Genomic DNA, 22,274 nt, shown 5'->3' on the forward strand with positions numbered 1-22,274 from the left:
ACGGGCACCCGTCAGCTATTTTTTATTCACTTAATAATGCACGGCGCAATTCTTCACTAGATTCGTTCCAAATCGCTTCATTATGTTCTTTTAAGAACGTACCAAGTACCTTTTTAGATGACTCGTCCATATGGTCAACCATAATGTGACGCTTCAATGATTTATCCATTTTATTTACGTGCTCTGGAAGTGATTTATATCCGCGGCGAATCTCACGGTCAACTGTCATTTCACAAGCTGTTACACCTGCGTAATACGCACCCGTTGCAGTTCTTTCAATCGTTACCCAAACAAGCCAAAACGGTTTTCCGTTTGGAACCTCATCTTTATTTGTTAAAAACTTAATACCTTTTTCTACTGTACTACGCGCATGCATCGCACCGATATCAACGAATGCAGTCTTCTCTAGTACATCAACAAATACAGGTGAAATGTTTTCTAAGCTTAATGCTCCAACACCAAATCCACCATGTCCATCTGTTGAATCATTTTTCACGATATTAAAACCGATTTTTTTCTTTTTCTCTGTCATATGTAAAATCCTCCTCACTTAAAAATTATAAAAGGCCAAAAATAGGCGCAATGACGCTATCTAAAAATACAAATACATGCGGAATAACTACCTGAAAAATAGGTTGAATTGTGTAATTACTAAGCGGTGTAATAACGAGAATTAATAACGCAATTGCCCCGTATTTTTCATACTGTGTCATTTTCGCGCGAATATTTGCTGGTGCTAAATCTTCCACTACGCGATACCCATCAAGTGGTGGGATCGGTAATAAGTTAAATACAAGTAAAACGATATTCAGCATAATAAAAATCTGGAAAAATTGAGCTAACGTATCTGCCACTGCAGATGGAATTGAGTATAATACACCAAATTTTAATAAGCTATACCAAATAATTAAACCAATTGCACTTAAAATGAAGTTACTAATCGGCCCTGCAATTGAAACTAATATACCTGCAAGACGCGGTCTTTTAAAGTTATATGGGTTAACAGGAACCGGTCTTGCCCAACCGAATCCAAGAATTAATACTGCAATCAAACCTATAGGATCTAAGTGTGCCATCGGTGATAAAGTCAAACGGCCTTGTCTCTTTGCTGTATCGTCTCCAAATTTATATGCTACATATGCATGTGCAAATTCATGAACTGATAATGCGATAATAATGGCCATTGCTACCAAAGGAATTTGGTGCAACGGGTATCTAAATAACTGATCCATGCTTCATCTCCTCTTCCATATGTCAAAAAAAGAAATTATTTGTTTTTCGATTGTTCTTCCCCATAATCCGCTATAATAAGAGTGTAACTTACATAAAAGGAGCGATTGTACATGCCATACGTAACAGTGAAAATGCTAGAAGGACGCACAGAAGAACAAAAGAAAGCTCTTGCTGAGAAAGTAACAGCAGCAGTAAGCGAAACAACTGGTGCTCCTGAAGAAAACATCGTTGTTTTCATCGAAGAAATGTCTAAAAACCATTATGCAGTTGGCGGAAAACGCTTAAGCGACAAATAATTTCAAGTTTTTTCATAAGAAGCAGCCATTAGCTGCTTCTTATTTCTTTCCTTCTAACAACTCAATAATTCTCTCTTTATATTTTCCTTTTCTTCCATCTTCATAGATTAAATCATGTGGATAGAATAGCTTTTGATCCGTTCTTTTCTTACCTGTAATCGCCTCAACAATATCCGACTCACGTGAAAGCTCTCTAAGCTCTCCGTTTGGCATAAGAAGTAGGATTGGTAGACGCTCTTCTTCTTCTCCTGCACGATAAAAGTCATACGGTAAGTCTGATGTTGAATCAACTACTAAATAATACTCCGGATCAAGTCCAATCTTTTTAAATAAACTACTTAATTCCATCCAATTATCTAAACCGTGTTTATCTGTAAACTCTACATATTTAAATAGATTTCGATTCATAAAACGGCGGCATAAATCGCTTAAAATTGGATCTTCTTCTTCCTGCCATACTTGGAAGTAGTAATACATAACGTTCTCGTCTAACTTTAAATAATCCTCTACTGTTACTTCTTCTTCAAATAAAGAATAGAAATGAACAGGATGATTTTTAAATGTATAATACTTCTCGTGCAGTGATTTCGCACGGTGTAAAATCTTCGTTAAAATAACTTCTGCACTTCGCGTTACCGGGTGGAAATATACTTGCCAATACATTTGATAACGACTCATAATGTAATGCTCAACAGCATGCATACCACTATTTTTAATGACTACTTGATTCCCATACGGACGCATTACACGCAGTATACGTTCCATATCGAAGTTTCCGTACTTTACGCCTGTAAAATAAGCATCTCTTAATAAATAATCCATACGATCCGCATCAATTTGGCTCGAAATCATACTAATCGCTAATTTATTAGTAGACGTTTTTGCAATTACATCTGCTACCTTTTGTGGAAACTCCTTATCAACACGACTTAATACATCATTAATCTCCGTATTGCCAACGATAATCTTTTGCGTAAATTTCTCATGATCTAATGAAAATACTTTTTCAAACGAGTGAGAAAATGGGCCGTGGCCGACATCATGAAGTAATGCCGCACATAAACATAACAATCTATCTTCAGCATTCCAATTTGGTCTGCCATCAAACACATCATCAATCATACGACGAATAATTTCGTATACACCTAACGAATGAGTAAAGCGACTATGCTCTGCACCGTGAAATGTAAAAAATGTCGTTCCAAGCTGCTTAATACGGCGCAAGCGTTGAAATTCTTTCGTTCCGATTAAATCCCAAATAACACGATCACGCACGTGCACATATTTATGTACTGGGTCTTTAAACACTTTTGTTTCGCTGAGTTTGTCGTTTAAATATACCACTTTCCGACATCCCCCTTTCTTTACTACATTCTTACTTTATATTATAAACGAAATGAGAAACAGAAAGAAATGAAAGACTATATTAATTCCCTTTATAAAAAGAAAAAATCACCTTTACCGAAGTAAAAGTGATTTCCTTTATACATTATTTACCTAAAACGAATTCAGCAACTTCGTCTAAGATCATATCTTTCCCTAGTGGGAAGTAACCTTTGTTTAAGTCTTCATTTTTAATTGTAAATACGTGGTTATTTTTAACAGCGTTCATGTTTTTCCAAATTGATTCTTCTTGGAATTCTTTTAAGCGCTGAGAACCGTCACCAGTTGTAAATACGAATAAGTAATCTGGGTTGTAATCGATTAAAGCTTCTTTTTGTACTTGTACTAACGGTTTATCAGTTGGTGTACCTTTAACTGCTGGTAGTTTTAAATCATTAAAGATTACGCTACCGTAACCGTAATCACCATATACGCGGAAAGCATTTGGATATGCAGCCATTTTCATAAATGTTGCTTCACCAGTTTTAGCGACGATTTTGTCATGTAATTTGCTTGCTTTTTCATCATACTTTTTGAACCATTCTTTTGTTTCTTTTTCTTTACCGAAGATTTGACCTACTTCTTCGAATTTTGGACGCCATTGATCTAATGGAGTGTTTAACATAACTGTTGGTGCAATTTTAGATAATTGGTCATAAATCTTTTCTTGACGATTATTTACAAGAATTAAATCTGGTTTTGCAGCAGCTACTGCTTCGATGTTAATTTTATCGCCCCAAGCAGAACCAACTGGTTTAACATCTTTTAGTTTCTTTTCAATATGTGCATCAATTTTTTCTTGAGATGTATTAGCAGTAATAACCGGTTTCATACCGAAAATTAATAATTCTTCTGTTGAACCACTAAGGTCAGCAATTTTCTTTGGGTTTGCAGGAATTTTAATTTCCCCTTTTGCATGTTTTACAGTGCGCTCTTCAGTCTTTGCATCTGCTTTCTTTTCTTCTTCTTTGTTAGAACAAGCTGCAAATAGTACAGAAGTCACAACTAGTACCATTGCTAATAGTGCCATTTTAAAATTCTTCATGTTCCCACTCCTTCTAGCTGTATTTATCTTATAAGTTACAATGAACTATAAGAAACAAAGATAACAATTAATCAATATATGTTTATTAATTGTTGTTAATAACCCATTCTAACGGGCGTTCAACTTCCCATTCTTATATAAGAAGCTCAACGTCCATTAGAAGTCCCCCTCTTCACGAGGGGGGTTCTACTTATGCTTTTTTACGCAATTGATTACTAATCATCGCTAAATCATATGTTAAACAAATTGGCTTACAGTTTACTGGGCATGGAACGATTTGAGCTTCAATCTCAAATACGTTACGAAGTGTTTCACTTGTCATAACTTCATCTGGCGTTCCTTGTTTCATTAACTTACCTGCTTTTAATGCAATCATATGATCTGAGAAACGAGAAGCGTGGTTTAAGTCATGGATAACCATAACAATCGTTCTACCTTCTTCTTCATTTAACTTTTTCAATAAGTTTAATACTTCTAATTGATGGGCCATATCTAAGTACGTTGTCGGTTCATCTAATACGAGTAATTCTGTCCCTTGTGCAAGAGCCATTGCGATCCACACACGTTGACGTTGACCACCTGATAGCGCTTCTGCTGGACGATTCGCAAATTCTTTCATTCCTGTCACTTCAAGTGCCCAGTTAATGTAGCGATAATCCTCTTCTTTCAGCGTGCCAAACCCTTTTTGATGAGGGAATCTTCCATATGACACAAGCTCAAATACAGTAAGACCCGTTGGCACTTCTGCAGTTTGTGGTAAAATCGCCATTTTCTTTGCAATTTCTTTCGTTGGCTGTTTCTCAATTGCTTTTCCGTCAAGATAAACAGTACCTTGCTTTGCCTTCAAAATACGAGACGCCGTTTTTAATAATGTGGACTTCCCACAACCATTTGGTCCAATAATTGTTGTAATTTTGCCTTCCGGAATTTCAACTGTTAATCCATCAATAATTAAACCTTCATTATAGCCAACAGATACCGCATCCACCGCTAAAGTTGCCATACGAAAAGCCTCCCTTTATTTTGTCCTCATAAGTAAATAAATGAAATACGGTGCACCAATTACAGAAATAACAAGACCGACTGGTATTTCTGAAGTTGTTAGTACACTTCTTGAAATTACGTCTGCGAATAAAAGTAAAAACGTTCCTATTAGCGCAGCTGTGGGCAACATAATTTGATGTTTACCACCAACAAGGCGCCTTGCTAAATGCGGGGCCATTAAACCGATAAAGCCAATTCCGCCGGCAACAGCAACAGATGCACCTGCTAAACAAACTGCAATAAATAATAATTTACGTCTTTCTTTTTCTACGTTTACACCAAGGCCAACTGCTGTAGAATCGCCTAGGTTCATTACATTTAATATGTGTGCTTTACTTATAGCAAGCGGTAAGAAAATAACCATCCATGGAAGTACACTTAATACAAATTTCCAATCTGTACCCCACAGACTTCCCGCTAGCCAAATCGTAGCAAAACGAAAATCGTTAGATGTCATCTTCATAGAGAAAATTAAACTAACAGCTCCAAATCCAGCTGCAACGGCAATACCGACAAGTATTAATCGAGTCGATGAAACGCCATCTTTCCATGCTAGTAAATAAATAATTACCGCTGCTAATATCGCTCCAACTAGTGCGAAGAATGGAAGAATGAATACAGATAAAAATGTACCAGTCCCTACTTTCCCGAAGAAGAAGTAGACGAATATAACAACTGTTAATCCCGCTCCAGCATTAATACCTATAATACCTGGATCAGCAAGCGGATTTCGCGATAAACCTTGCAAAATCGCACCTGACATAGCTAAGGCAGATCCGACTAGTATAGCAATTACCATACGCGGCATACGGAATTCAAATAAAATAACAGACTGATCTTCAGCCCCTAGTCCAACCAATGACTTTAATACGTCCATTGGCGGGATTTTAAAAGTTCCTGTATTTAAACTAATAAGAAATATAGAAATGATTAGTCCTACTAAAATCGTTAATATAGAAATGTTCTTTTTTGTTAAGACACTCGTCCTCACATCTTTCCTCTCCCTTCATTACGTGCTAAGTAGAGGAAGAATGGAACCCCAATTAGCGCTGTAATTGCTCCAATTGGCGTTTCAAATGGTGGGTTAATAACGCGAGATAACATATCTGCACATTCAATTAACAGCCCGCCTAAGACCGCAGAACATGGAATAACCCATCTATAGTCCGAGCCTACGAGGAAACGAGTCATATGCGGGATTACAAGACCGACAAATCCAACTGATCCTGCCATGGAAACTGCAGAACCCGTTAAAACAAGAACAAGTACTGTTCCGATAAATTTAATCAATGTCGTATTTTGACCAAGTCCAATTGCAATTTCTTCACCGAAGCTCAAAATTGTAATATATCTCGACATCATAATTGCGATAAAAAGACAAACAAGGCCAATTGGTACTAACATATTAATACTTTGCCATTTCACTCCAGCAACTCCGCCTGCATTCCACATGCTCACCTCTTGGGCAAGATTGAAATACAATGCGATTCCAGATGAAATTGCCCCTAATAAAGCACTAATAGCTGCACCTGCTAAAGCTAATTTCACAGGTGTTAATCCACCTGGTGAAGAAGACCCAATTCCATATACAATGCTTGCACCAAACGCAGCTCCAATAAAAGATGCGATTACAAACATTAAATAAGGTGAATTAGGGAAAAATGCATACATAATTGCAATTCCAAATACAGCCCCATCTGTAATCCCCATTAATGATGGTGAAGCAAGTGGATTTCGCGTCATACCTTGCATAATTGCTCCTGATACCGCTAAAAAGGCACCTGCTACTACGCCCCCTATTGCTCTAGGCATGCGAAGCTCTTGAATTACGTTATGATGTGTAATAGATCCATCAAACTGAAATACAGCTTGCCATACAGTCTTTAAACTAATATCTGCAGCCCCAAAAGAAATAGAAACTGCCATGCTTAAAGCTAACAAAATTGTACCCGCTACTAAAATAATAGAAGCGATGAGCGGTCTGCTCTTAATCTCTTTAACATTCTCTTCTTGCTGTTCTATACTGCTTGCACTCGCTTCCATCCCTCAACCATCCTAACCAACAACATATATTTATTAAAATGAAATTTATTCTCAAATAGTAATAAAAAAATTAGGTGAATTGTTATTTTCCTGATAATGATTCTCAGAATCAGACACTTCTATTCTACCTATCGCTTTAAAAGACTGTCAACCATTATTTTGAAATATAAATTTATATAAATTGGAATTTTAATACAAAAATTATGTCCATCCTTTAGAAAACGTTCGTACACACAAGATTACTTTTGCAGAATAAACCATTCCTCTTATGGGCATAAAAAAAGAAGAGTAATCTTTTCACTCTTCTTTTTCTTACTTATTTAACTTTGCTTCAATTTTTACGATTAACTCATCTTCTGTTGGAGCCGCAACTGGACGGTTATTTACAAATGCGAATGATTTTTTACGACCAGGACCACAGTAAGACTGACATCCAACTTCAATCGTTGCACATGAATCTACTTTTTTTAACTTCGGAACTAACGTTTTAACGTTCGTTGCCTGACAGTCATCGCACACGCGAAACTCGTTTCCCATTACATAACACTTCCTCTATTTTAAACTTTTCTCAAGTACATTTAAAAATAAACACTAAATGGTATTTTACCGCTCTTTGAAGCTCGTTGCAAGTTTCCCTACAAAGCCTATTCTCTACATAATGCTACATATTTATATGCTCTCCTACAGAAGCGCTCACCATTCATGGGAAAATTTTTACCTTTCATCGAAATCTACCATATTTTTAAAAGCTTTGTATAAAAGTTTATTTTTTTGCCCATTATAAAAATAGGAAGTTCATAAAAAGAAAGGGAGTTGAATCTATGAAAGTAAGACAAGATGCTTGGACAGATGAGGATGATTTATTACTTGCTGAAACGGTACTTCGTCATGTTAGAGAAGGAAGTACACAATTAAATGCATTTGAGGAAGTAGGGGATCAGTTAAATCGTACATCTGCTGCTTGTGGTTTCCGCTGGAATGCTGTCGTTCGCTATAGCTATGAACAAGCTCTTCAACTAGCAAAAAAACATCGTAAAGATAAAATGCGTGCTGCAAGCGGTGAACAAGCGAAAAAACGTTTACTTTATACACCACCAGTTTCAGATTCGATAACTAATTATGAAGAGTTAGTACAAGAAGATTCAATCGTACAATATAAAGAAGCTATTCCATATCAAGAATCTACTGCTGCAAGAAGCTCTATGACAATGCAAGATGTTATTTATTTTTTACAAACAGTCGGATCTTCAAATATAAAAGTGACAGCTCTTGAAAACGAGAATACGAGATTGAAACAAGAAATTAAAGCACAAATTCTTAGGAATGAGGAACTAGAAAAGAAACTAGAAAAATTAGAAAAGCAATCTCATACTGTACAAGAAGATTACGAAACACTTATGAACATTATGAACCGAGCTCGTAAATTGGCAGTCATGGATGATGAAGAACGTTCTCAAACATCTTTCCGAATGGACCGAAACGGTAATTTAGAAAAAATTGCAGAATAAAAAGGATGCATGTAATGCATCCTTTTTATTATTTCACCTCTAAGCTCCCCTTTATATGTGAGAAAACTCCATTCTTCATTTTTTGCTATAATAGAGATTGTCATTTTAAAGATAAGGGGTTAGTTATATGAGCAATTCCCGTTCCATTTTATCTCAGCCAGAGTGGCGCATTGTAGATCAATCTAGTTTGGGGCCAACATTCCATGCACTTCAGTCATTCGCAATGGATGACACATTATGCACAAGCATTGGAAATGGCAAGTCAGCCGCAACAATGCGTTCTTGGGTTCATCACAATACAATTGTCCTTGGTATTCAAGATTCACGCCTTCCGCATTTAGAAGAAGGTATTTCTTTTTTAAAACAAAACAACTTCAATGTTATTGTTCGTAATTCTGGCGGGCTTGCAGTCGTGCTTGATGAAGGTGTTTTAAACGTATCACTTTTATTCCAAGAAACAGAAAAAGGTATCGATATTGATCTTGGATACGATACGATGTGGCATTTGATTAAGGAGATGTTAAAGGATTACGACGTTACTATCGAAGCAAAAGAAATTGTCGGCTCTTACTGTCCTGGTAGTTATGATTTAAGTATTCGCGATCAAAAATTCGCTGGTATTTCACAACGTCGTATTCGCGGCGGTGTCGCTGTCCAAATTTATCTTTGTGCTACAGGAAGTGGCTCTGAGCGTGCCGCACTCGTTCGTGATTTCTACAACCTAGCAATTCAAGGGGAAGAAACACGCTTTACGTACCCTGAAATTGTACCAAGTACGATGGCCTCACTCTCAGAATTACTTGACGAAACCATTACAGTACAAGATTTAATGATGCGTCTTTTAAAAACATTGCAGCAATTCGCTCCAAAGTTAACTCCATCTCAATTAACAATAGATGAGATTCCTTTATATGAGACGAATTTACAACGTATTATTGATCGTAATAATAAAGCACTTGGCTTAGAAAAATAAAGACCGTCGCTATAATAGCGACGGTCTTTATTTCAATTCATTATAGAATTAAAGTGCTTGAGCTGCTGTAATTAAAGCTAACTTGTACACTTCTTCTTCGTTACATCCACGAGATAGGTCATTTACAGGCATGTTTAAGCCTTGTAAGATTGGTCCTACTGCTTCGAAGTTACCTAAACGTTGAGCGATTTTGTAGCCGATATTACCAGCTTCTAAGCTTGGGAATACGAATACGTTAGCATCACCTTTAATTGTAGAACCTGGAGCTTTTTTCTCAGCTACAGATGGTACGAATGCAGCATCGAATTGGAATTCTCCATCTAAAGTTAACTCAGGAGCCATTTCTTTTGCAATGCGAGTTGCTTCTACAACTTTTTCTGTTTCTGGAGATTTCGCAGAACCTTTTGTAGAGAAGCTTAACATAGCAACGCGTGGATCAATGCCGAATAACTCAGCAGTTTTCGCACTTTCGATACCGATTTCAGCTAAATCTTGGCTGTTTGGTGCAATGTTAATTGCGCAATCAGCGAATACATATTTCTCTTCTTCACGTACCATAATGAATACGCCAGAAGTTTTTGTAACGCCTGGTTTTGTTTTAATAATTTGAAGTGCTGGACGAACTGTATCAGCTGTAGAGTGAGCTGCACCACTTACTAAACCGTGTGCTTTTCCCATGTATACAAGCATTGTACCGAAGTAGTTTTCGTCTTTAAGGATTTTGCGAGCGTCTTCTTCAGTTGCTTTACCTTTACGGCGTTCAACGAAAGATGCTACCATTGCATCCATTTCTTCGTATGTAGCTGGGTCGTAAATATCAACGCCTGCTAATGTTAAATTCATGCTAGCAGCTTTTGCGCTAATTTCTTCCTTATTACCAACTAAGATTGGTTTTACTAACTCTTCTTTTGCTAAACGCTCTGCAGCGCCTAAAATTCTTTCATCAGTTCCTTCAGGAAGTACGATAGAAATGCCTTTTCCTTGAACTTTTTCTTTTACTGTTGTAAATAAGTTGCTCACGAATAAACCCTCCTACATATGTTAAAAATACTCTATCTTTAAGAATACTGCTTTTCTTCTATATTTTAAACTTATAGCTCCCAAAAAATAGATAAAATAAAAATGATTATATTTTCATAAAATTCAGCCGTTGAATTCAACTTGCTTAAACACTTAAATGTGACAATTTTATGCGCCAAGGTTTTATATAGATGATTTTAAAACTATATATGCTATAGTTAACGTGTAAAACTATCATTAACTGAGGTGAATAGAATGAGTGAAGCAACAACAACGTTAGATGGCTGGTATTGTTTACATGATTTACGTTCTATTGATTGGGCTGCATGGAAAACATTATCTAGCGACGAACGCGGACAAGCAGTGTCTGAATTTTTAAATGTCGTTGAAAAATGGAACGAAGTAGCTACTGCGAAAAAAGGTAGTCACGCAATGTATACAGTTGTTGGCCAAAAAGCTGATATTATGCTTATGATTTTACGTCCAACAATGGAAGAGTTAAATGAAATTGAGACAGAATTGAATAAAACAACTTTAGCTGAATATATGGTTCCTGCATATTCTTACGTATCTGTTGTTGAATTAAGCAACTATCTTCCAGCTGATGAGGATCCATACCAAAACCCACAAATTTTAGCTCGCTTATATCCTGAATTGCCGAAAGCAAATCATATTTGCTTCTATCCAATGGATAAGCGTCGCCAAGGTGATGACAACTGGTACATGCTTCCTATGGAAGAGCGTAAAAAAATGATGTACAGTCATAGTAAAATTGGTCGTCAATATGCAGGTAAAGTACGCCAAGTGATTTCAGGATCTGTTGGATTCGACGATTTCGAATGGGGCGTAACATTATTCGCTGACGATGTTCTTCAATTTAAAAAACTTATATATGAAATGCGCTTCGATGAAGTAAGTGCTCGTTATGGTGAATTTGGAACATTCTTCGTTGGAAACATTTTACCAGACGAAAAAGTAGAGAAATTTTTACACATATAAATGGTGAAAAGGAACGAATTTCGTTCCTTTTTTTATTCTTCTCTATATTTATCCTCAAAAATCTCCTTTTTTCTGCACTTTTGAAGAAAAACCGACATTTTTTCAAATTTATTGTAAAATTGTAACCTTTTTATATGTAAAGATATGCTAAAATGATACGAGCTATATGCTAAATAACGATGCGAAGGTGATAATCTATATGAAAAAAATCTTGTCTATTTTACTATTGCTTGTATTGTCAATTTCTTCCTTAAGAGTGACAACATCCCATGCGGAAGAAAAAATACATATTGAGGCGGCGGCTGCACTTTTATTTGATGCAGATACAGGAAAAATACTTCACGAGCAAAATCCAGATGAATTGCTAGCTATTGCTAGTATGTCAAAATTAATTGTTGTTTATGCTGTTTTAGAAGCAATTAAAGAAGGAAAAATCACATGGGATACGAAAGTAAATATTTCTGATTACGCTTATGAAGTCTCTCGTAATAATGAATTCTCTAATGTACCGTTCGAAAAAGGACGTCAATATACTGTAAAAGAATTATATCATTCTATTGTTATATTCTCTGCAAATGGATCTAGTATCGCTTTAGCAGAACTTCTTGCAGGAAGTGAGAAAAACTTCTTAAATCTTGCAAATGAACATGCTAAAAAGCTAGGATTAAAGAAATATAAATTTGTAAACGCTACTGGCTTAAATAACGCTGACTTAAAAGGAAAACATCCTGAGGGAACTGATCTAAATGCAGAAAACTCTATGTCAGCTCGTGATATGGGTATGCTTTCAAAAGCAATGATTACAAAGTATCCAGAAATGCTAGAGGATACAAAACAAAGATTTAGAAACTTCCCAGACAATCATCCAAAACCAATTCGTATGGAAAACTGGAATTGGATGTTACCAGGAGCTGCTTTCGCTTATGAAGGTACTGATGGTTTAAAAACCGGAAGTTCTGATACAGCTGGATACGGATTTACTATTACTGCTAAACGTGGTGATGTACGTCTTATCTCAGTTATTATTAAAACAAAATCAATGGATGAACGTTTCACAGAATCTCGTGAATTAATCGAATATGGATTTAATAACTTTGAAAAACAAAAACTAAAAGTTAATAAGAACAATACAATCTCTGTAGTAAAAGGGAAAGAAGACCAAGTAACTGTTGCACCCGAAAAAGAAATAACAGTAATTGCGAAAAAAGGTAGCAAAGAGCCTTATAAAATTGGGACTGAATTAGATAAATCTCTTGCTGAAGATGGACATTTAGTTGCTCCTACTAAGAAAGATGCCAAAGTAGGCTCAATTACTTTAGAATCAACTGATAAATATGGTTTCTTAGACGGTAGTAAAAGTATGAAAGTTACTGCAAAAACGACAGAGGAAGTTGAAAAAGCAAATTGGTTTGTGTTAACAATGCGCTCTATTGGTGATTTCTTCTCAAACTTATGGTCTAAAGTTTTTTAATAAAAAAGCTGGCTCACGCTAGCTTTTTTATTTTCCACTCTCAATGTAAAACTTCGTTTGGTTGTCATATCTGAGTCCTTTTCCTCATACGTATGAACTAGTAATTGTTACACACTTCATCTAGAGATAAACCTCTTTCCAAAAGGTATTACAAAAAGAGAGGTGACACATAATGGGCGTTATTGCTTATAACGAAGCAGATGTAAAGTTGTTAGCTAGACTGATGCGTGCTGAAGCCGAAGGAGAAGGGCAACAAGGAATGTTAATGGTCGGAAACGTTGGGGTAAATCGTGTCCGCGGAAATTGTTTAGACTTTAAAAGCATTCGTAATTTACGTCAAATGGTTTATCAAAACCCCGGCGGTTTTGAAGCAACGCAAAAAGGATATTTTTATCAACGGGCACGTGAACAAGATATTGCCCTGGCGAGACGGACCATTCAAGGGCAACGTTTTTGGCCTGCCAATTTTGCCTTATGGTTCTTTAGACCTGAGGGTGCATGTCCGCCAACTTGGTATAACCAACAAAACTCTGGTCGCTTCAAAAAACACTGCTTCTTCCAACCATCTGGCGAAGACTGTCCTAGCGTATATTAAGAGATGAAAATGAGGAGGGATTTTTGAATGGCACAGCAACAAAATCCGTACTATGGAACAGGTTTTTATCAACCATCTGGAACTTATGTACAACCGCAACAAATGACTCAACAACAACAGCAAGCAATGCAACAACAATCAGCTCAAGCTGCACAAGCTCAATATGCAATTTCTCAAGGCATGTTACCTCTAGAGCAATCCTATATTGAAAATATCCTTCGCTTAAACAAAGGTAAGCAAGCTACGGTTGTAATGACTTATGAACGTGGCAGTTCCCTTGGTACACAATCTTATACAGGTATTATTGAAGCGGCTGGCCGTGACCATATCGTTATTAGTGAACCACAATCAGGAAAACGCTATTTACTACTAATGATTTACTTAGATTACGTAGAATTTCCAGAGGAAATTACGTATTTACCTAGTCAACAAGCAACTTATGCTCCAAGACCATAAAAAAAGCTGGCATATGCCAGCTTTTGTTTTTTTATAATCCTTTTACAACTGCAGTTCCGACTAAAATCCATGCCACAATAAATGCTACACCACCAAGAGGTGTAATTGGGCCAAAGAACTTAATTCCTGTCGTACTTAATGCATACAAACTACCTGAGAACATAATAATCCCAGCTACCATTAGCCAACCAGCAGTAGTTAAAAGTGATGATTGGACCTTATCCATTAATAAAGCAACTACGAATAGTCCACCTGCATGAAACATTTGATATGTAACGCCTGTTTTCCACACTTCTAACATTTTTGCAGAAATTTTATTTTCTAAACCGTGTGCTCCAAAGGCCCCTAACGCAACAGATAGCCCCGCTGCAATACAACCTAGTAAAAAGAAAATTTTCATCTTAATTCCCCTTTTTTACCTTTATCATAAGCAATTTTTGCATATAAGCCAAACGATTTATCTTCTAAAAATCAAATAAAGAATTACCGTTTGCATCACTTTCTTTTATATATACTGGCTCCCCAGAAACAGGTGCAATTGGTTGCATAGTTGTTACTGGTTGTGATCCAATTACTTTCGATGGAATTTGTGGTTCTCTATATGTAGATGTTTCAACTTGTTCATCTAATAATAAGTCACATAAAGCGCGCACAACTAATAAATGTTCTTTTGACTTTTGTCCTTCACTACTTTTTGCCTTCGCAATTTCATTCGCCATTTTATTTAAAATCTTGTCGCTAGATATTTGCATTCCTTATCACCTCGTACTTTGTAATTCTTTCTCGAATTGTCCCAGTTTCTCTACTGAACCAAATACTATTATCATATCACGTTCTTTCAATTTTTCCTGCCCCGCTGGATTATGTATAATATTACCATTTCTTAAAATCGCTAATATTGTTACATCAAACTGATTCCTTACATTACTCTCTAGTAACGATTTACCAACTAATATTGAATCTTTTCCAACTAGAATTTCTTCAATGACAAATGACTGTTCCACTCCATACAACACTGTATCAATATAATGAACGGTTAATGGATTGGCAATACCTTTTGCGATATGAATACCTGCCATACTAGATGGATTAATAACCTTATTTGCACCAGCACGCCTTAATTTCTCTTCAGTTTCTGGCTTTTCAGATCTCGCCACAATTTTAATCGTATCGTTTAATCCTCTGGCTGTTAATGTAATAAATACATTTTCGGCATCATTTGCAACAATAGCAACTAAACCAGCTGCTTCTAAAATTCCGGCATTATGTAATACTTGATCTTCCGTTGCATCTCCATGTACAAATAAAAGCTTTTCCTGCCCCGATATACTTTCATCTTTATCAACAACGACAAATGGAATATTCTTTTCTTGCAATTCATGTACAACTTGAAGCCCCACTCTACCGCAACCACATACTATAATATGATTTTTCAACTGCGCTATTTGTTTATCCATCTTCTTCCTCCGTACTGCATGAAATAAATTCCCTTCAATAATCATAGCTGCCACTACCCCAATTGCATACGTAACAATACCTACGCCAACAGGAATAATAAGGAGCGCAAATACTTTCCCCGCTTGCGTTACAGGAACGGCATCCCCGTATCCAACAGTCAATACAGTAATCATCGTCATCCAAAATGCTTGAAACAAACTAATCTCTTCGATCGTCATAAATCCTATCGTTCCTAGAATTACAACAAAAGTCATACATATAACTGCTATCCATAATTGCTTACGTGCATTCATACCTTGTTTCAACTCTTTTCTCTATCTACAATCTTTGCCAGTGGAAATAAAATACGTATATACTAGATACGGAATCTATGAAAGAGGTTGATATAATGAAGACATTTCTTTCCGCCTTACAATGGGCACTATTTATTTTAGCTGGAAGCCTTATTGTACCAATTAGTGTCGCAACTAGTTATGGTCTTGATGGCGCTGAAGCTATCGCATTCGTACAAAGAACGTTATTTGTTCTAGGCTTTGCTGGTCTCTTGCAAGCTATATTTGGGCATAAACTTCCTATTCAAGAAGGTCCTGCTGGCCTTTGGTGGGGAATTTTCTCCCTTTACGCAAGTTTAGGTGTCGTATTATTTGGATCCAGCAATGAGACACTTAAAGTTCTTCAATATGCTTTCTTATTAAGCGGTATTATTTGTATTATTCTTAGCGTTTTTGGACTTATTGATAAACTTGTTCGCTATTTTACACCGACAGTCATTGGAACGTATTTATTTCTTCTTGTCGCGCAGCTTAGTGGCTCCTTCTTAAAGGGAATGTTTGGCCTTGATGGAAAACATACAGAAGTACAACCTAACGTATTTATTCTTTCACTCATTGTTATTTTACTATCCTTTTTCATCATGAAGCTACCTATTATTGGACAATATTCCGTTCTTTTCAGTATCATATGCGGCTGGATATTATTCGCATGCTTCGGATTATCTAATCCAATAACACCAGTGACAGACATAATCCGTTTTCCGTCCTTATTTGTTTTCGGAATGCCTCGTGTTGAATGGAATATGGTAATTACAGTCATTTTCGTTACACTCTTACTTCTAACAAATATGTTAGCAAGTATTCGCGTTGTACAAAAGGTTGTCTCTAAATATGAAGAAAATGCTGCATCAGATCGTTTTAAACAAGCTGGCATTATAACAGGAATCAACCAATTGCTAGGCGGCCTGTTTTCAGCTATTGGGCCTGTCGCTATTTCTGGATCAGCAGGTTTTATTGCAACGACTAATATTTATAAACGTCTCCCGTTTATATTAGGGTCAAGCTTTATTATTGTCGTTAGTATATTTCCAAAGATTACTTCATTCTTTGCAGCAATCCCTGTTGCAGTTGGTTATGCCGCTATTTATCCTGTATTCGCAAGCATGATTGGCCTCGCCTTTCGAGAATACGAAACTGTCCAGGATAAAGAACGATTATTTAAAGTAGCCGGTCTTTCAATCTTTACAGGAGTCGGAGTTATGTTTGTTCCAGCAGGAGCATATTCCACACTTCCACCATTTCTAGCATCGTTTTTAAGTAATGGTCTCGTTCTTGGATCTGTAATGGCAATCTTGCTAGAAATACTATTTTCTCGTTCCACAGCAAAACAAATATCGTAAATTGGAAAACTTCCATTATTGCACTCTACCTTTAGAGTTGTTACGATAAAATCAAACTTTAATCATTGGGGTTTTATTCATCCCCAATGATTATTAACCAATATTATGAGCAACACACTCATAATAATTTATCTACTTCTTTTCAAAGAGGTTTGATGTCTTACTATTATTCCTCAACATCTTCATGAACATGTATTTTGATTTCAATTAAAGAAAGGAATTTTCTATATGACTTATAAAATGATTGTTTTAGATTTAGATGATACTTTATTACGTGATGACCATACTATTTCACCTCGTACGAAAGAAGCGTTAATGACTGCACAAGAGCAAGGGGTAAAGGTTGTACTTGCTTCTGGACGTCCAACGTTTGGTATGCGCAATGTAGCCAAAGAGCTTCGTTTAGAAGAATACGGCAGTTTCATTTTATCTTTTAATGGTGCAAAAATTATTAACTGTAAAACAAACGAAGAAATCTTTAGTAGTACGCTATCTCCTGAAATCGTTCACAACCTATTTGAAATTAGTAAAACTGAAGATGTATGGATTCATACTTATATGGGCGATGATATCGTAACGGAAGAAAATAATCCTTATACTGAAATTGAGGGCGATATTACTGGTATGCCAATTGTTGTAGTAGATGACTTTAAAGCCGCAGTTAAAGAGCCTGTAGTAAAAGTATTAATGAATAAAGAGGCTGAACGCCTTGTTGAAGTTGAAAAGAAACTACAAAAACAACTAGAAGGCCAATTAAGCGTGATGCGTTCGAAACCATTCTTCTTAGAATTTACAGAAGCCGGTGTTACAAAAGGAACGAGCTTAAACAAACTGATTCAAAAGCTTGGCATTAAGCGTGAAGAAGTTATCGCAATGGGCGATAGCTATAACGACCAAGCAATGATTGAATTTGCTGGTCTTGGTGTTGCAATGGGCAATGCACCTGATGATATTAAAGAAATTGCAAACTACGTAACAGATACAAATATGAACGATGGTGTTGCAAAAGTTGTAGAGAAATTCGTTTTAAAAACGGATGTACTTGTTTAATATTTTCATTCACAAAACCTATTTGAAGTCAAATACTTCAAATAGGTTTTTATTTAAATTCTCATGCTTTTGTGACTATATTTTGAACTTTGCACTATTCTCGTAGTGTAAACTTTCTTTTTGTATATAATGAAACAAAATAGACTATTTTATTTTGAAAAAGAATACAAATTTACTATATACAAGCATACGTTAAAGGAGGCTACTTTATGTTATCTACACCAATCGGACGATTAAGAGCAATTGGACTAGTTGAGGGTATTTCTTTCCTATTACTATTATTTGTAGCAATGCCATTAAAATATTTCGCAGGATTTGCAACAGCTGTTAAAATTACAGGCATGGCTCATGGTGTTCTATTTATTCTATTCATCTTTGCAGTAATTCAAGTAACAATCGTACACCGTAAATCAATTTTATGGGCACTTGGAGCATTCGTTTCATCAGTTATCCCATTTGGTACTTTTGTACTAGATGCAAAATTAAAGAACGAGCAACAATGATAATAAAAAGGTAGTTAACGACTGTTAACTACCTTTTCTATTTATAAATTTGGAATTTCCCAATCAATTTCTCTTTCGCCCATATTAGCTAAAATCGTATTTACTTTAGAATATGGCTTACTACCAAAGAAACCACGTCTTGCCGATAATGGGCTTGGATGTACAGATTCGATAATATGATGATTCCGATTCGTAATTAACTTCTTCTTCGCCTGCGCATGGCGCCCCCACAATATGAAAATAACTGGCTTTTCACGTTCGTTCAACAGTTCAATTACACGATCTGTGAAGTGCTCCCATCCTTTTCCCTTATGAGAATTTGCTTCGCCTTCACGAACTGTTAATACGGTATTTAGTAGTAATACTCCTTGTTCCGCCCATTTTACTAAATAACCGTTATTCGGGATTTCATAACCATATTCATCTCGAAGTTCTTTATACATATTTAACAATGATGGTGGTGTTTTAACACCAGGTTGTACAGAAAAGCTTAAACCATGCGCTTGATTCGGTCCATGATATGGATCTTGTCCTAAAATAACAACCTTTGTATTTTCATAACTTGTATACTGAAGAGCGTTAAAGATATCTTCTACCTTCGGATAAACAACATGCATGCTGTATTCTTCTGTCAAAAAACTGGATAGAGTAAGATAGTACTCTTTCTCGAATTCTGGTGCCAATAGTGGCTCCCAATCATTCTTTAAAACATTTTCCATACTGTCACTTCCTGTCTAATTAATTCACCATATCCTGTCTTGTAAATACTACGAACGAAATAACAAGAGAAACAACTGCCCAAACAGTTAAATTCATCAAAGAAAACCCCATCGATAAACCTTGTAATGCAGGTAATTTTCCTGATAAATAATCCGTTAATGATAAATTCACACTAAAAATATACTTGGCGCCTTCCCAAGATGTTGCGAACGAGCTTAAAATACCACCTGCAATTAATGCAGCTAGCATAACGCCCATACCAGCTGGTGTATTACGAATTAAAACAGAGACCATAAATGATATAGTTCCAACAACGATAGCAACAAACCAGGCTAGTCCATACGCCATTAAGATGTATTGCCACTGCGGAATAAGATGTACAAAGTTCGTATTTAACGTTTCCTTATCAATGACGAATCCTGTTAAAACAGGTAAATTCCATCCCGAGTACCCAAATACAAGCCCTGATAATATGTAGGCAAACAAACCTACAAGAAACAGTATGAGCGAAATGAAAAATAACATCGTCACGTATTTACTAAGGAGTATTTTCCAGCGCAGAATCGGCCGCGTAAGTAACATCTTCATCGTCCCATCACTTCGTTCTCCTGAAACGATATCAATGGCGACAATCATTACGAGAAGCGGAATAAATAACGTAATTCCTTGTTCAATAAATGCTCTGACAAAAGTCGGTGCACCCGGTGCCATCGGGTTAATATCATGATCTAAATAATATTGTTGTTGCTCAACTCTTACTTTTAACCAATCACGCCATTCTTCTGGCAACCTAGAATTGTTCAATCGATTTTGAGAATCAACAATTTGCTGTTGTAATGAAACCTTCCAATCAGTTGTACCGAGTCTTTTTTGTGTCGTTTCTATTTCACGATACTGCGCGTACACAAAAAGCGGGATCAAGATTGCTAAAATAAGCATGACAACAAAAATACGTTTCTTGCGGTAAATCTTTTCTGATTCATTTAAAACTAGATTCGCAAATTCACGCATGCTGCTCACCCCTTGTGAGTTCAATAAATAAATCTTCTAGCGTAAATATGAGCTCCTTAACGCTATGTACATCTATTTCATTTTCAACAAAGTGTTTATTCCAACTACTTATAGATGCAATATCCATGCGGCATAGTAATCGCTCGCCTTCTACACTCACTTCTCTTATTTCCTCGGCCGCTTCTAGCATATCTTTCGCCTTAGAAATCGGTGTAACAATCCATTCTACACGATCGCTTGCTGTTTTAATTAATTCTTCAACCTTGGCAACTGTTATCATCTTTCCTTTATGAATAATAGCAACGCGATCGCATATCATTTGCACTTCACTTAGCAAGTGACTTGAAATAAACACGCTCATATTTTCTTCTTTTACAAGCTTATGTATAAATTCCCTAAGTTCTCTAATCCCTGCTGGATCTAAACCATTCGTTGGCTCATCTAATATGAGCAATTTTGGATTCCCAAGGAGCGCCTGCGCAATTCCAAGGCGTTGTTTCATACCAAGTGAGTACGTTTTTACCTTGTCATGAATTCTTTCATCTAAATGAACCATTTCAGCAATTTCAATAATACGTTCATCTGATATATCACCTAACATACGAGCAAATTGCTTTAAATTTTCCCATCCCGTTAAATATGTGTACAGTTCTGGGTTTTCAACGATACTCCCAATTTGACGCATCGCTTCTCTGAAATTTTCCTTAATCGAATAACCACCGATAGAAATCGTACCTTCTGTCGCCTTAATCAATCCGACTAACATTCGAATGGTAGTCGTCTTTCCAGCACCATTTGGTCCTAAGAACCCGAACACTTCTCCTTGCTTTACATCAAAGGAAATATTCTCTACAAGAGTCTTCTTTCCAATTATCTTCTTCAAGTCTCGTACAGAAAGTATCGTCGTCATTTTACCCCTCCTTGTTCTAGTTTTAATTTACTTACAACGTTTTGAACTAAACGTTCTGCCATATACGTATAACCTACTTCGTTCGGATGAAAATGATCAGAGTATAATAAATCTTTCCCGCGGTTTTGGAATAAATCAAATGTCGGTGTAATATACACATTTTTATCGTTTAGCGCTAACTTCTCTAAAGATGCATTCCAGTCCACAACAATGTTTGAAGACCCTTTTAAATCTTCTACATCTTCAAAAGGATTGTATAAACCAAGCCAAAAAATCGGACTATCTGTATTTAATTTACGAATTTCTTCTATAATTTTCTTTGCTTCATTTTGAAATGTTTCTGTGTCAGGACGATACGTCTCTAAATCTATTTTCCCAAGCGATTCCCAGCCCGGGAACAAATCATTCCCACCAATCGTTAACACGATTACATCTGCTTGCTTAATTGAATATTTAGCGCCATTACTTTCAATTTGTTTTAATAAATCGGGCATTTTTGCACCACTAACTGCTAAATTTGTTAATGCAATTTTTTGCTTATAATCTTTTTGTAAATCCTCTTTCATTCGCCCAACATAACCAATTCCTTCTTTATCACCAACGCCACGCGTTAATGAATCACCTAAACTAACGATTTGTAATGTTCCCGTTTTCCTTTTCTCTTTTGCTACTACATCGGTCTTTTTAATTAAATTTGAAGCTTTTGGATTTAATACATCATTTACACCTGAAACAAAGCCATATGCAAATAAACAGAAAGATGCAATTGTAATGAGTAGAATTACTTTTACTACTTTTGATCTCATATCAAAACCCCTTTTAGCCCTCATAGATTGTCCATAATTATACCAAACGAAATTTTGAAAAGCGATTCTCACACCTTC

General features: G+C 36.2%; 26 protein-coding genes. 10 read left to right on the forward strand and 16 right to left on the reverse strand.

Annotated elements, in window-relative coordinates; genetic code table 11:
- Positions 1 to 22 precede the first annotated feature (22 nt).
- Both F3I02_RS30905 and F3I02_RS30910 read right to left on the reverse strand, forming a co-directional pair.
- Positions 23 to 532, reverse strand: a complete 510-nt coding sequence (locus F3I02_RS30905) for a YwhD family protein (protein ID WP_000136678.1) — start codon at positions 530 to 532, stop codon at positions 23 to 25.
- Positions 533 to 557: 25 nt separating this feature from the next.
- Positions 558 to 1,232: a site-2 protease family protein gene (locus tag F3I02_RS30910; RefSeq protein WP_196478747.1), complete on the reverse strand. Its 675-nt coding sequence runs from the start codon at positions 1,230 to 1,232 to the stop codon at positions 558 to 560.
- Between the two features lie 111 nt (positions 1,233 to 1,343).
- Between F3I02_RS30910 and F3I02_RS30915 the strand changes: the two genes are divergently transcribed.
- On the forward strand, positions 1,344 to 1,529 hold the full coding sequence (locus tag F3I02_RS30915; protein ID WP_001147171.1) for a 2-hydroxymuconate tautomerase: 186 nt from the start codon (positions 1,344 to 1,346) through the stop codon (positions 1,527 to 1,529).
- A 39-nt stretch (positions 1,530 to 1,568) separates the two neighbouring features.
- Here F3I02_RS30915 and F3I02_RS30920 read toward each other — a convergent pair whose 3' ends face one another.
- From F3I02_RS30920 to F3I02_RS30945, 6 genes are all read right to left on the reverse strand, one after another.
- On the reverse strand, positions 1,569 to 2,873 hold the full coding sequence (locus tag F3I02_RS30920; RefSeq protein WP_000262742.1) for an HD domain-containing protein: 1,305 nt from the start codon (positions 2,871 to 2,873) through the stop codon (positions 1,569 to 1,571).
- A gap of 145 nt (positions 2,874 to 3,018) precedes the next feature.
- Positions 3,019 to 3,957, reverse strand: coding sequence for an ABC transporter substrate-binding protein (locus F3I02_RS30925; protein ID WP_000787724.1), 939 nt, complete (start codon positions 3,955 to 3,957; stop codon positions 3,019 to 3,021).
- Between the two features lie 190 nt (positions 3,958 to 4,147).
- On the reverse strand, positions 4,148 to 4,960 hold the full coding sequence (locus F3I02_RS30930) for an ABC transporter ATP-binding protein (RefSeq protein ID WP_000212068.1): 813 nt from the start codon (positions 4,958 to 4,960) through the stop codon (positions 4,148 to 4,150).
- Between the two features lie 15 nt (positions 4,961 to 4,975).
- Positions 4,976 to 5,992, reverse strand: coding sequence for a FecCD family ABC transporter permease (locus F3I02_RS30935; protein ID WP_061884804.1), 1,017 nt, complete (start codon positions 5,990 to 5,992; stop codon positions 4,976 to 4,978).
- A complete protein-coding gene (locus F3I02_RS30940) occupies positions 5,989 to 7,044 on the reverse strand; it encodes a FecCD family ABC transporter permease (protein ID WP_000388294.1) in 1,056 nt (351 codons plus the stop codon). The genes F3I02_RS30935 and F3I02_RS30940 overlap by 4 nt, the downstream gene beginning before the upstream one ends.
- A gap of 312 nt (positions 7,045 to 7,356) precedes the next feature.
- Positions 7,357 to 7,581 (reverse strand): YuzB family protein, encoded by a 225-nt coding sequence (locus F3I02_RS30945; protein ID WP_000526079.1) that lies wholly within the window; start codon positions 7,579 to 7,581, stop codon positions 7,357 to 7,359.
- 284 nt (positions 7,582 to 7,865) lie between these two features.
- Between F3I02_RS30945 and F3I02_RS30950 the strand changes: the two genes are divergently transcribed.
- The gene (locus F3I02_RS30950; RefSeq protein ID WP_000868368.1) at positions 7,866 to 8,552 is read left to right on the forward strand and encodes an RsfA family transcriptional regulator; all 687 of its coding nucleotides are present in this window, start codon (positions 7,866 to 7,868) and stop codon (positions 8,550 to 8,552) included.
- A gap of 127 nt (positions 8,553 to 8,679) precedes the next feature.
- The gene (gene lipL, locus F3I02_RS30955; protein ID WP_000071947.1) at positions 8,680 to 9,525 is read left to right on the forward strand and encodes an octanoyl-[GcvH]:protein N-octanoyltransferase; all 846 of its coding nucleotides are present in this window, start codon (positions 8,680 to 8,682) and stop codon (positions 9,523 to 9,525) included.
- Positions 9,526 to 9,573: 48 nt separating this feature from the next.
- Here the strand turns inward: lipL and pta are convergent, their stop codons facing one another.
- Positions 9,574 to 10,545 carry a phosphate acetyltransferase gene (pta, locus tag F3I02_RS30960; protein ID WP_000067215.1) on the reverse strand — a complete coding sequence of 324 codons (972 nt, stop codon included), beginning with the start codon at positions 10,543 to 10,545 and terminating at the stop codon, positions 9,574 to 9,576.
- Positions 10,546 to 10,800: 255 nt separating this feature from the next.
- Here pta and hemQ point away from each other — a divergent pair, with 255 nt between their 5' ends.
- The 4 genes from hemQ (at position 10,801) to gerQ (ending at position 14,066) form a co-directional block, all read left to right on the forward strand.
- The gene (hemQ, locus tag F3I02_RS30965; protein ID WP_001287595.1) at positions 10,801 to 11,544 is read left to right on the forward strand and encodes a hydrogen peroxide-dependent heme synthase; all 744 of its coding nucleotides are present in this window, start codon (positions 10,801 to 10,803) and stop codon (positions 11,542 to 11,544) included.
- Positions 11,545 to 11,743: 199 nt separating this feature from the next.
- The gene (locus F3I02_RS30970; protein WP_000722878.1) at positions 11,744 to 13,015 is read left to right on the forward strand and encodes a serine hydrolase; all 1,272 of its coding nucleotides are present in this window, start codon (positions 11,744 to 11,746) and stop codon (positions 13,013 to 13,015) included.
- Positions 13,016 to 13,187: 172 nt separating this feature from the next.
- Complete coding sequence (gene cwlJ, locus F3I02_RS30975; RefSeq protein WP_000538154.1) at positions 13,188 to 13,610, forward strand: cell wall hydrolase CwlJ; 423 nt, start codon at positions 13,188 to 13,190, stop codon at positions 13,608 to 13,610.
- Positions 13,611 to 13,637: 27 nt separating this feature from the next.
- Positions 13,638 to 14,066, forward strand: a complete 429-nt coding sequence (gene gerQ, locus F3I02_RS30980) for a spore coat protein GerQ (protein WP_000068651.1) — start codon at positions 13,638 to 13,640, stop codon at positions 14,064 to 14,066.
- A gap of 31 nt (positions 14,067 to 14,097) precedes the next feature.
- Here the strand turns inward: gerQ and F3I02_RS30985 are convergent, their stop codons facing one another.
- The 3 genes from F3I02_RS30985 to F3I02_RS30995 form a co-directional block, all read right to left on the reverse strand.
- The gene (locus F3I02_RS30985; RefSeq protein ID WP_000688315.1) at positions 14,098 to 14,466 is read right to left on the reverse strand and encodes a DUF423 domain-containing protein; all 369 of its coding nucleotides are present in this window, start codon (positions 14,464 to 14,466) and stop codon (positions 14,098 to 14,100) included.
- 64 nt (positions 14,467 to 14,530) lie between these two features.
- Positions 14,531 to 14,818 (reverse strand): YwdI family protein, encoded by a 288-nt coding sequence (locus tag F3I02_RS30990; protein WP_001167350.1) that lies wholly within the window; start codon positions 14,816 to 14,818, stop codon positions 14,531 to 14,533.
- A gap of 6 nt (positions 14,819 to 14,824) precedes the next feature.
- Positions 14,825 to 15,817 (reverse strand): potassium channel family protein, encoded by a 993-nt coding sequence (locus F3I02_RS30995; RefSeq protein ID WP_002164263.1) that lies wholly within the window; start codon positions 15,815 to 15,817, stop codon positions 14,825 to 14,827.
- A gap of 95 nt (positions 15,818 to 15,912) precedes the next feature.
- Here F3I02_RS30995 and F3I02_RS31000 point away from each other — a divergent pair, with 95 nt between their 5' ends.
- The 3 genes from F3I02_RS31000 to F3I02_RS31010 all read left to right on the forward strand — a co-directional run bounded on the left by F3I02_RS31000 (position 15,913) and on the right by F3I02_RS31010 (position 18,749).
- Positions 15,913 to 17,196, forward strand: coding sequence for a purine/pyrimidine permease (locus F3I02_RS31000; RefSeq protein ID WP_000847032.1), 1,284 nt, complete (start codon positions 15,913 to 15,915; stop codon positions 17,194 to 17,196).
- Positions 17,197 to 17,424: 228 nt separating this feature from the next.
- On the forward strand, positions 17,425 to 18,246 hold the full coding sequence (locus F3I02_RS31005; protein WP_000221382.1) for a Cof-type HAD-IIB family hydrolase: 822 nt from the start codon (positions 17,425 to 17,427) through the stop codon (positions 18,244 to 18,246).
- A 209-nt stretch (positions 18,247 to 18,455) separates the two neighbouring features.
- Complete coding sequence (locus F3I02_RS31010) at positions 18,456 to 18,749, forward strand: DUF3817 domain-containing protein (protein ID WP_000953396.1); 294 nt, start codon at positions 18,456 to 18,458, stop codon at positions 18,747 to 18,749.
- A gap of 41 nt (positions 18,750 to 18,790) precedes the next feature.
- Here F3I02_RS31010 and F3I02_RS31015 read toward each other — a convergent pair whose 3' ends face one another.
- The 4 genes from F3I02_RS31015 to F3I02_RS31030 are packed head-to-tail and all read right to left on the reverse strand — an operon-like array spanning position 18,791 to position 22,268.
- The gene (locus F3I02_RS31015; RefSeq protein ID WP_000432517.1) at positions 18,791 to 19,468 is read right to left on the reverse strand and encodes a uracil-DNA glycosylase; all 678 of its coding nucleotides are present in this window, start codon (positions 19,466 to 19,468) and stop codon (positions 18,791 to 18,793) included.
- Positions 19,469 to 19,487: 19 nt separating this feature from the next.
- Complete coding sequence (locus tag F3I02_RS31020) at positions 19,488 to 20,480, reverse strand: ABC transporter permease subunit (RefSeq protein WP_196478748.1); 993 nt, start codon at positions 20,478 to 20,480, stop codon at positions 19,488 to 19,490.
- The gene (locus F3I02_RS31025) at positions 20,473 to 21,390 is read right to left on the reverse strand and encodes an ABC transporter ATP-binding protein (protein ID WP_000207704.1); all 918 of its coding nucleotides are present in this window, start codon (positions 21,388 to 21,390) and stop codon (positions 20,473 to 20,475) included. Before F3I02_RS31025 ends, F3I02_RS31020 begins: the two co-directional genes overlap by 8 nt.
- Positions 21,387 to 22,268, reverse strand: coding sequence for an SGNH/GDSL hydrolase family protein (locus F3I02_RS31030; RefSeq protein ID WP_002164264.1), 882 nt, complete (start codon positions 22,266 to 22,268; stop codon positions 21,387 to 21,389). Before F3I02_RS31030 ends, F3I02_RS31025 begins: the two co-directional genes overlap by 4 nt.
- Between the last annotated feature and the right edge of the window lie 6 nt (positions 22,269 to 22,274).

This window comes from Bacillus sp. SRB3LM, assembly GCF_015712745.1.
Taxonomy (GTDB): domain Bacteria; phylum Bacillota; class Bacilli; order Bacillales; family Bacillaceae_G; genus Bacillus_A; species Bacillus_A thuringiensis_K.

Excerpts from the sequence above, each read along its gene's own strand:
- F3I02_RS30905 (WP_000136678.1), bottom strand. The coding sequence starts at position 532 with ATGACAGAGAAAAAGAAAAAAATCGGTTTTAATATCGTGAAAAATGAT.
- F3I02_RS30910 (WP_196478747.1), bottom strand. The coding sequence starts at position 1,232 with ATGGATCAGTTATTTAGATACCCGTTGCACCAAATTCCTTTGGTAGCA.
- F3I02_RS30915 (WP_001147171.1), top strand. The coding sequence starts at position 1,344 with ATGCCATACGTAACAGTGAAAATGCTAGAAGGACGCACAGAAGAACAA.
- F3I02_RS30925 (WP_000787724.1), bottom strand. The coding sequence starts at position 3,957 with ATGAAGAATTTTAAAATGGCACTATTAGCAATGGTACTAGTTGTGACT.
- F3I02_RS30930 (WP_000212068.1), bottom strand. The coding sequence starts at position 4,960 with ATGGCAACTTTAGCGGTGGATGCGGTATCTGTTGGCTATAATGAAGGT.
- F3I02_RS30940 (WP_000388294.1), bottom strand. The coding sequence starts at position 7,044 with ATGGAAGCGAGTGCAAGCAGTATAGAACAGCAAGAAGAGAATGTTAAA.
- F3I02_RS30945 (WP_000526079.1), bottom strand. The coding sequence starts at position 7,581 with ATGGGAAACGAGTTTCGCGTGTGCGATGACTGTCAGGCAACGAACGTT.
- F3I02_RS30950 (WP_000868368.1), top strand. The coding sequence starts at position 7,866 with ATGAAAGTAAGACAAGATGCTTGGACAGATGAGGATGATTTATTACTT.
- lipL (WP_000071947.1), top strand. The coding sequence starts at position 8,680 with ATGAGCAATTCCCGTTCCATTTTATCTCAGCCAGAGTGGCGCATTGTA.
- hemQ (WP_001287595.1), top strand. The coding sequence starts at position 10,801 with ATGAGTGAAGCAACAACAACGTTAGATGGCTGGTATTGTTTACATGAT.
- F3I02_RS30970 (WP_000722878.1), top strand. The coding sequence starts at position 11,744 with ATGAAAAAAATCTTGTCTATTTTACTATTGCTTGTATTGTCAATTTCT.
- cwlJ (WP_000538154.1), top strand. The coding sequence starts at position 13,188 with ATGGGCGTTATTGCTTATAACGAAGCAGATGTAAAGTTGTTAGCTAGA.
- gerQ (WP_000068651.1), top strand. The coding sequence starts at position 13,638 with ATGGCACAGCAACAAAATCCGTACTATGGAACAGGTTTTTATCAACCA.
- F3I02_RS30985 (WP_000688315.1), bottom strand. The coding sequence starts at position 14,466 with ATGAAAATTTTCTTTTTACTAGGTTGTATTGCAGCGGGGCTATCTGTT.
- F3I02_RS30990 (WP_001167350.1), bottom strand. The coding sequence starts at position 14,818 with ATGCAAATATCTAGCGACAAGATTTTAAATAAAATGGCGAATGAAATT.
- F3I02_RS30995 (WP_002164263.1), bottom strand. The coding sequence starts at position 15,817 with ATGAATGCACGTAAGCAATTATGGATAGCAGTTATATGTATGACTTTT.
- F3I02_RS31000 (WP_000847032.1), top strand. The coding sequence starts at position 15,913 with ATGAAGACATTTCTTTCCGCCTTACAATGGGCACTATTTATTTTAGCT.
- F3I02_RS31005 (WP_000221382.1), top strand. The coding sequence starts at position 17,425 with ATGACTTATAAAATGATTGTTTTAGATTTAGATGATACTTTATTACGT.
- F3I02_RS31010 (WP_000953396.1), top strand. The coding sequence starts at position 18,456 with ATGTTATCTACACCAATCGGACGATTAAGAGCAATTGGACTAGTTGAG.
- F3I02_RS31015 (WP_000432517.1), bottom strand. The coding sequence starts at position 19,468 with ATGGAAAATGTTTTAAAGAATGATTGGGAGCCACTATTGGCACCAGAA.
- F3I02_RS31020 (WP_196478748.1), bottom strand. The coding sequence starts at position 20,480 with ATGCGTGAATTTGCGAATCTAGTTTTAAATGAATCAGAAAAGATTTAC.
- F3I02_RS31025 (WP_000207704.1), bottom strand. The coding sequence starts at position 21,390 with ATGACGACGATACTTTCTGTACGAGACTTGAAGAAGATAATTGGAAAG.